Below are 9,013 nucleotides of genomic sequence, written 5' to 3' on the forward strand. Positions count from 1 at the left end.
CTGGCGCAGCGGCACCCCGCCCGCCATCACCGACGGCGGCGGGCACAACCCGCGGCTCTTCGTGCAGGCGCAGAAGAGTTTCTGAAAAGGCCAGACATGAAGCAATTCAACAAGAGACCGGCGCTGCGGCCGCTCGCGCTGTCGCTGGTCTGCATGGGATGCGGGTCGGCGCTGGCGCAGATTCCGTCGGGGTTCACGACGAGCTCCAACAATCTCTCGATCACGGGCGCCGACACGCCGTCGATCATGGTCACGCAGGGCAAGCTCAACACGCGCGACGTGGCGACGTGGGCCACTTTCTCGATCGGTGTCGGCAACTCCGTGTACTTCAAACAGCCCAGTCCGAAGAGCGTGATCCTCAACCGCGTGCTGGGCGGCGGCGAGTCGCAGATCATGGGATCGCTGAAGTCCGACGGCATCATCTTCCTGGTGAATCCGAGCGGCGTGACCTTTTCCAAGGATTCGTCCGTCAACGTGGGCGGCCTGGTGGCCTCCACGCTGGCCATCGACCCCGCGGATTTCCTTGCGGGCCAGTACAAGTTCGGCGGTGTTGCCGACAGCACCGGCAAGGTGACCAACGACACCAACATCGTGGTCGGTGCGCGGGGAACCGTGGCGCTGGTCGGCGGGGAGGTTCACAACACCGGGACGATCAACGTGGCGCAGGGCTCGATCGGCCTGCTGTCGGGGCGCACCGCGCAGATCGGCATCGACGCGAATGGCGACGGGCTCACCACCTTCGTGGTTTCCGCGGATGCGGCCAAGGCGCTGGTCGAGAACACCGGTACGCTGCAAGCCGATGGCGGGCGGGTCAACCTGAGAGCCGGCATCGGCCTGGATGCGGTGGCGCAAACGGTGATCAACCAGACGGGCACGGTGCGCGCGCAGTCGATGACGCAGCGCAATGGCGAGATCGTGCTGGAAGGCGCCGGCGGCGTCGTCCAGGTCGGCGGGACACTCGATGCCAGTGCGGCGGATGCGGGTAGCGGCGGAACCATTGCGACCGTGGGCGCCACGGTCACCGTGGCGCCCACCGTCAGCATCGATGCCCACGGCGGCGCGAACGGCGCCAACGGGAGCTGGACCCTGACCGCCGACACCGACCTGCGCGTGCGCTCGCCCGACGAGACCACCGCCTTCGCACAACTCAGCACCGTGGACACGAAGACGATCGGCAACACGCTCGGCAAGGGGACCGACGTGGTCCTCGAAAGCAAGGCGGTCGCGATCGGCGATTCGCCAGGCTACGGTGTCGACTTTGCGCAGAACAGCAAGGTGATCAAGGACACCGGCGGCACGGCCACGCTCACCGTTAACTCGGAGCGCAACATCACGATGGAGAACTATTCCGTGATCGCCTCCAGCGCAGGCGCGCTGAATGTCGATTTCAACGCGGACTCCAAGGGTGCGCTGGAGCCGCCGCCGCTCTCCACTGAAATGCCGCGCGGCGGCGCCATCCTGCTCGGGAGCGCGAACCTGGACGGCGATGACGTGGGCAATGCCGTCCCGACGGGTGGCGCCACGATCCAGACCAACGGCGGCAACATCCGCTTCTATGGGCAGTCGGACCCGGACAAGGGCCGCGCCATCGGCGGCGAGCGGCTCATCACCTTCAACAGCGATGGCGAAACGATCGTCCAGACGCAGGCCACTGCAGGCATCGAATTGAATCGCAGCACCGTGTCGACCTGCGGCAAGGACCAAGTCAGTTGCACCGGTGGCGGCAGCATCAGCATGCGCGGCGGGGGCTATTCGCTCATCGATGCCTTCAACGTCGGGGAGGGGCAGCAACTGACCTTCAGCAATGGCGGCGAGGGCGTCCTCATCGCGGGCAGCACGCTGACCACGGGCTCCGGGGCGATGACGATCGACGGCCGAGGCGGCATCGGCGCCACCGGCATCGATGCGCAGTCGACATACAACGTCACCTCCGACCTGGTGCCGACGCTGCAGTCGGGCACCGGCACGATTCACCTGGTCGGCGACTCGCGCAACTGGGTGGCCGGCATGACCGGCGAGACCGACCTCGACTTCCTCAATGGCGGCACCGGCATCGCGCTGTCTTCGACGACGATCGCGACCGGTGGCAATGTCAAGCTCGAAGGCACCGCGAGCGACTTCAGTGCCGTCGCGCAGGACAAGGCATTCCTGGCCAATGCCGCGGCCACGGGCAACACCGTCACGGCCGGGACGGGTATCGAGCTCTCCGACAGCACGATATCCGCGGGCAAGGGGCAGGAACTCACCGTGCTGGGCAAGGTGCCGAGCGGTTCGTTCTCCGTCGTCAACCAGGAGGTCGGCGGTCCCTTGATCCAGCCGTTCGGCAACCCGTTCGCGGTGGACATCTCCACCGGCAGCCTGACGGCGGAAGGCGGGCAACTGACGATCGACGGACAGGGCAGCAGCGTGCGGGTGCAAGCCTGCTGCAGCGAATCGGAAGGCTTCGCCGCATCGCGTGCGCCGGTCTTCGATCCCGGCAACATCGACACGCTGATCAGCACGGCAAGCACCACCGGGCCCGGCGGCAACATCACGATCCAGGGCCGCAACATCTGGCTCCAGGGCTCCCAGGGCTTCGAAGGCGACCCGAATCGCGGCGTGGTGATCGACAGCAGCGGCGTCGGCAAGGCGGGCAACATCAACATCCACGCGATCGGAGCCGATGGCCCGGAAACCAGCGGCGTGCTGGCCATCGATTCGACGGTGGGCATCGCGGCGAGCGCCAATTCCGCCGTGGGCAACGCCGGCAACATCTTCGCGAAGGGCGACAACACGATCCTGGCCTACGGTGCCTTCGAGGCGAAGGGCGGGGCGTCCGGCGGCAATGGCGGCACCATCGAGACCTCGGGCGGCGCTTTCGATGTGCGGGGCATCACGGTCGATGCGTCCGCCCCGCATGGCACCCCCGGCAACTGGTTGATCGACCCCTTCAACGTCACCATCGCTCCCGGCACGGGCACGGCCACCCTGCCCGGCGATGGCACCTTCACGCCGATCACCGACTCGACCATCCAGGACAGCGACATCAGCAACGCGCTGAACGGCGGCACCGACGTCACGATCAACACCGGCGCGCTGGCCGCCGGGGCCGCGAACCAGGGCAACATCACCGTGAATGGCGCGCAGATCCTCTATACCGGCACGGGCACGCGCACCTTCACGCTCAATGCCAATCGAAGCATCCAGCTGAACTTCGGCACGGCCATCGCGTCTGCCGATGGCGGCGGGCCTCTCAACGTGGTGCTCAATGCCGATGCCAACAACGGCGCCGCGACCACCGGCCTCGGCGGGTCGGTCAACGTGTTCAACAGCCAGATCTACAGCAACGGCGGCAGCGTCACCATGAAGGGCGCGCAGGGCAACCAGGACTTCGGCAATTGCGTCATTTGCATCGCCGCCTCGAAAATCGACACCCGCGCGGGCAACACCGTGACGGCCACCGACGGGGAAACGGGCATCAACACCTACTCCGGCGGCAACGATGCCAACCCGGGGGGCAACGTCTCCCTGATCGGGCGCGACAGCCGGACGCCCACCGATTTCCAGCAGACCTCGGGCGCGGTGCTCATCAACGGCAGCGTCATCAGCGCCTCCACCGGCAATGTCGACGTGCTCGGCACCAGCACCGTCGGCAGCGGCGTCGTGTTGACCACCAACCAGGTCCCCACCGGCATCTTCACGACCAGCGGCGGCATCACGCTCACCGGCGTGGGCAGCTATGCCGCGAACAGTTTCTCCACGGCCGGCCACGGTGTGCAGATCGACGCGCAGCCATTCTCGGGCGCCACGGCGACGCTTCAGAGCGCGGACGGCAACATCACGGTGAGCGGCCTGCGGCAGGCCGGCCTGGACCGCACACCGCCGGACAACGGCGTGTACCTGGGCGGCCGTTCGCTGGTCACGACCACCGGCACCGGCAACATCTCCATCACCGGCGAAACCAAGGGGGCCGGCGCGGGCGTGCTGATCGAGGCGGCGACGCCGCCGCTGCCGCAACAGGAGATCCCGGGCGACCCCGGTGCACTCGTGTCCGGCAACAACGTCGTGGTGCTGCGCGCCGCGAACGACGGCACCACCGACGCGTTGTCGGTGGGCGCGCGCGACGAGGGGCCGTCCGTCATCGCGGGGACGGTGCTGAACCTGCGTCCGGGCGGCGTCGACGTGGCGGGGCCGGCGAGCGCGCTGGTGGTCACGCCGGTCGATCGCACGGCCAACCCGATCACGCTGGGCGGCGCGGCGGCCAACGGCTTCGCGATATCGGCCGACACCTTCGCGCGCATGCAGGCGCCGACCATCGTGGCCGGCAGCAACGCGCATGCCGGCAACATCGACGTGGTCGGCCCGCTGAACTTCGCCAACCTCACGCTGCAGAACGGCGGCGGCGGCAACATCACGCTGAACGCGCCGGTCGTGGCGACACAGCTCGGCCTCATCAGCGGCGGCAACATCACGCAGACGGCGGGCGCGCCAATCACGGCGGGCAAGCTGCTGGCACTATCGAGCGGCGGCGACGTGCTGCTCGACAACCCGGCCAACAACGTCAGCACCGACACGGTGGGTGGCGGCGCGGCCGGCCGGTTCACTTATGTCGATGCCGACAGCGTCGCGATCGGCGCGGTCACCGTCACCGGATTCGATGCGGCCGGCAACCTGCCGCAGCCCGTCGCCAGCACCTCGATGGCGGCCGACCAGGTGCTTGTGCGTACCTTGACCGGCGACCTCGTGCTGGCCGGCAACGTGAGCAGCACCACGTCCACCGACCTGGTCGCCGCGGCCACCTTCCAGAACCCCGGCAACTTCACCATCAGCGGCGCGCCGTGGCGCGTCTGGGCAAACACCTGGGTCGGCGAGACGCGCGGCGGACTGGCGGGCTCCGGGCCGCTGCCCAACTACTACCACTGCGCCTACCTCGGCCTGTGCACGGTGACGGTGTCGACCACCGACAACCACTTCATCTATGCGCAGCAACCGACGGCGGTCGTCGCCATCGCCAATGCGTCGCGCGTGGCCGGCACCGACAACCCGCCCTTCGTGTTCAGCGTGAGCGGGCTGATGTTCAGCGACTCGAATGCCGCGTTCAGCGGCGCCCTCAGGTCGGCGGCAGACCGCAACAGCCCGCCGGGCGTCTACACGATCGACGGCGTCAACTTCGTGTCGCCCGCGGGTTATGCGTTCACCGTCACGCCCGGGCGCTTGACGGTGACGGAGGCGCCACCGCCGCCACCGCTGCTGCCACCGCCACCCAACGCGCCGCCTCCACCGCCGGCGCTCAGGCGCACGGACTTCTCCGGCCTGCCAAAGCCGGACGTGGTGCGCGAGGAGCCCACTACCTATGTCTACGATCGCAACCTCGGCCAGGCGCCGATCTGCCTGGCCGGCGGTGCGCTCGACGGCGACCGCGCCGACCAGGGCGGCGACGTGCTGGCGCGTGAATGGTCACGCGTGCGCTCGCGGCCGAACCTGCTCAACTGCGTGAATACGGATCGGCGCAATGGGTGTGCGGATTTCTAGGCGCGCCGCAAGGTGAACCGCACGGAGCCGGCGTTTCCGGCTCGCGGCGCCTGTGTTGTTGCGACCTGATGAGCCCTCAGGATATGCAGTCCGCTACAGTCGCGCGATGGCACCAACAGTTGTCCGCGACGGGCAATTCCGATTGTTCTTCTTCTCTCGGGAAGAAGAGCGCATTCATGTGCATGTCTCGCATCCCGACGGCGAGGCAAAGTTCTGGCTCACGCCGCAAGTCGCTTTGGCCACGCAAACGGGCTTGTCAGCCAAGCAACAGCGCGAGGCACATGCCGTTGTCGAGGCTCATATTGAGGAGATACGCAATGCCTGGAATCACCACTTCGGCAATTGAAGTCACCCATGTGTCCAAGCATGGCTTCTGGCTGCTTCTTGACAGCGAGGAACTGCTCGTGCCGTTTGCGGAATTCCCCTGGTTCAAGCGCGCCACTATCGAGCAACTGACGGACGTGGAATGGCCCAGTCGGGGCCATTTGTACTGGCCTCAACTGGACATCGACCTTTCCGTGGAGTCCATTCGTCATCCTGAGGCGTTTCCGCTAGTCGCCAAGACCAGGGGCTGACAAAAACCGGGGCTGACTGATCCAGTCGAGCCTTGCACCGCTCGATCAGATCCTCCCCGCGCGCACCTCCAGCGCACGCTGCAGGTCACCCGTATAGGTCCGCAGCCCCTGGTGCTCCAACCGCGATTGCGTGTCCGCGAACACGCGCCCGCCGATGGATTGCCAGCGGCGGCAGAACGCGTAGTCCTCGGTCAGGTAGCGGCCGTTGCCGGGCTCGGCCATCACGTCGAAGAAGCGGTAGTGCGGCCAGCCGGCGGCGCGCGTGTCTAGCGAGGCGTCGGGCGTGTAGCGCAGTTCCGGCATGGCTTCGGCCAGCCGGGTGAACACCGAACGCTCGATCAGCATGAAACCGGTGGGCGCATCCAGCACCTCGACGAAGCCGTCCGCGTCGACCGTGCGCGGCTGCGGCAATGCATTGAACGGGAACTGCGCATGCCGTGCCTCGAAGTCGGCGCGCGTGCTGCCTGCGGGCATCGCCGAGCGCAGGCCATCGGCGGGCCAGCCATCGGTCTTGCAGGGATAGATGCCAGCCGCCACCTCGTGCCCGGCGAGCAGCAATCGCAACGCGGCCTCGGGCTCGAAGCCGATGTCGGCATCGATCCAGAAAAGGTGCGTCCATCGTGTGTCGGCCATGAACTCGGCCACCAGCCGGTTGCGCGCCCGCGTGACCAGGCTGTCGCCATCGAGAAAACGCGTCTGCATCGAGAAGCCATGCGTCCACGCCAGGTTGACCAGCCCGAGCAGGCTGCGCACGTAGATCGACGTGAGCACGCCGCCGTAGTTGGGCGTGGCGATGAAGGGGCGGATGCCTTGGAGCGCGCTCAGGGGAAGCATGCGCCGATCAAGCCGACACCGCCACCCGCCGCGTAGACAGCAGCGCCCGCAGCTTCGCCGGCGCCACCGGCTTGGTCAGCAGCAGCACGCCTTCCTGGCGCAATCGCTGCAGCACATCGGGTCCGGTCGCACCGGAGATCAGCACGGCCAGCGCATCGGGTTGCAGGGTGCGGGCGCTGCGGATCACGGTCATGCCGTCGTCGTCGCCGGCCAGTTGCAGGTCGCAGAGGATCGCGTCGAAGGGGTTGCCGGGCCGGGCCATCAGGGCCTGCGCCTCGGCCGCCGTGGCCACGCAGTCGACGCGGCAGCCCCATTGCGACAGCAGCGTACGGCTGCCGTCGAGGATGACCGGATCGTCGTCGAGCACCAGGCAGTGCAGGCCGGCGAGCTGCGACGGCGGCTTGGCCTCGGGCACGCGCACCGGTGCAGGCACGGCCTCGGCGAGCGGCAGCTTGAGCGAGAAAGTGCTGCCCGCCTGCAAGGCGGAGCGCAGCGAGATGCGGGTGCCCAGCAGCGCCGCGATGCGCGCGCAGATCGCCAGTCCCAGGCCGAAGCCCTGGCGCCGGTCGCGCTCGGTGTTGGCCACCTGGTAGAACTCCTCGAAGATGCGCGCCTGGTGGATCGGCGCGATGCCCACGCCGTTGTCGCGCACCTCGATGCGCACCTGCTCGCCGCGGCGTCGCGCAACCACCATCACGGTGCGCTCGGGCGCATGGCGGATCGCGTTCGACACCAGGTTGCCCAGCACGCGCTGCAGCAGGCCCGGATCGCTGCGCACGGCCAGGCCGCGCGGCTTCCAGATCAGCCGCACGTTGGCCTCGGCGGCCTGCGCGGCATGCTGCGCCGCCAGCTGGTCGAACAGGGCCTCCAGCGGCACGGTGGTCACGCTCGGCGTCAGCACCTGCGCATCGAGCCGCGAGATCTCCAGCAGGTCGTCCAGCAGCACGCCCATGAAGCCGGTGCTTTCCTGCAGGCGCTGCACCGCCGGCCGTTGCGCGGCGCTGGCGGTGGCGACCAGGCCGTCGATGAACAGGCCCATCGCATGCAGCGGCTGGCGCAGGTCGTGGCTGGCCGCCGCGAGGAAACGGGCGCGCGAGAGCGCGGCCTGCTCGGCCTCGGCCATGCGTTCCAGCGCCACCGAGGTGGCCTCGCGCACGCGCTCCTCGCTGATCTGCTGGTTGCGCTGCAATCGCTCGGCCAGGCGGTTGATGTCATGCGCCAGCCACGCCAGTTCATGCCCGCGCTTGGGCGACTCCTTGCTGCCGACGACTTCGCAGCGCGCGTCGAACTGTCCGGCCTCCAGTTGCGCCACGGTGCGGGAGATGCGGCGCAGTGGACGCGTCACGGTGCGCGCCATGTGCCGCACGGCGGCCCAGGCCACCAGCAAGGTCAGCAGGGCGATGCCGATGCCCGTCATGAGCGACAGCGTGCGCTGCCGGGTGTAGCTGGTGGTGTCGCGAAAGGCCTGCACCAGTCCGATCGGCGCCTGCCCGGCGGAGCTGGCGCCCTCCGGCGAGAAGGCCGTCGCCCGCGATGCCTCGCGCAGGGTGACGGGCGCGGTGTACACGCGCAACTGGTCGACCGGCGCGGTGTTGCTCCCGGCGTTGACATAGACGCCGGCGCTGTTGCTGATCTCGATGCGGGTGACCTGGCCGCCGCGCAGGGCGGCATTGGCCACGTTCTGCAGCGCCGGCAGGTCGCCCGCGTAGAGGCTCAGGTCCGACATCGCGGCCACCTGCAGCGCCACGGCGTGGCCTTCGGCGTTGAAGGCCGCGTCCAGCGCACTGAGCCGGCTCTGCGTGAACCAGGTGGTGAGCGCCAGCGCCGCGACGGCGCAGGGCACCAGTCCCAGCCGCAGCAGGTCGTGCTGCAGGTTTCCGCGCACGACCAGCGGCGCGCGCTGTTGTTGCAGCGAGGCGGCTTCGGTGTTGCTCACCGCGTTGCGGGTGGACCCTGCCGTGCTGCGGGCCTTCATCGCACCGCCGTGACGCGTTCGGTCAGCTCGCGCTCTTCCGGCAGGCGCAGGCCGAGGGCCCGGGCGACGGTGGCATTGACCCGCACCGTCGCCGGCGTGGCCGCCTCGACCAGCGCGG

5 protein-coding genes are annotated in these 9,013 nt (G+C 68.5%); 3 read left to right on the plus strand and 2 right to left on the minus strand.

Annotation, left to right across the window (positions count from 1 at the left end):
• Nucleotides 1–96: 96 nt before the first annotated feature.
• The 3 genes from HCU76_RS35785 (at nt 97) to HCU76_RS35795 (ending at nt 6,086) form a co-directional block, all read left to right on the plus strand.
• Nucleotides 97–5,511, plus strand: coding sequence for a filamentous hemagglutinin N-terminal domain-containing protein (locus tag HCU76_RS35785; RefSeq protein ID WP_218511987.1), 5,415 nt, complete (start codon nt 97–99; stop codon nt 5,509–5,511).
• A 106-nt stretch (nt 5,512–5,617) separates the two neighbouring features.
• Complete coding sequence (locus HCU76_RS35790) at nt 5,618–5,857, plus strand: DUF4160 domain-containing protein (RefSeq protein ID WP_213959883.1); 240 nt, start codon at nt 5,618–5,620, stop codon at nt 5,855–5,857.
• Nucleotides 5,829–6,086: a DUF2442 domain-containing protein gene (locus tag HCU76_RS35795; RefSeq protein WP_218511988.1), complete on the plus strand. Its 258-nt coding sequence runs from the start codon at nt 5,829–5,831 to the stop codon at nt 6,084–6,086. The genes HCU76_RS35790 and HCU76_RS35795 overlap by 29 nt, the downstream gene beginning before the upstream one ends.
• Before the next feature lie 45 nt (nt 6,087–6,131).
• Here HCU76_RS35795 and HCU76_RS35800 read toward each other — a convergent pair whose 3' ends face one another.
• Both HCU76_RS35800 and HCU76_RS35805 read right to left on the minus strand, forming a co-directional pair.
• Complete coding sequence (locus HCU76_RS35800) at nt 6,132–6,920, minus strand: hypothetical protein (RefSeq protein WP_218511989.1); 789 nt, start codon at nt 6,918–6,920, stop codon at nt 6,132–6,134.
• Between the two features lie 7 nt (nt 6,921–6,927).
• Nucleotides 6,928–8,895 carry a hybrid sensor histidine kinase/response regulator gene (locus HCU76_RS35805; RefSeq protein WP_218511990.1) on the minus strand — a complete coding sequence of 656 codons (1,968 nt, stop codon included), beginning with the start codon at nt 8,893–8,895 and terminating at the stop codon, nt 6,928–6,930.
• Between the last annotated feature and the right edge of the window lie 118 nt (nt 8,896–9,013).

The organism is Variovorax sp. dw_308 (assembly GCF_019207085.1).
GTDB lineage: Bacteria > Pseudomonadota > Gammaproteobacteria > Burkholderiales > Burkholderiaceae_C > Variovorax.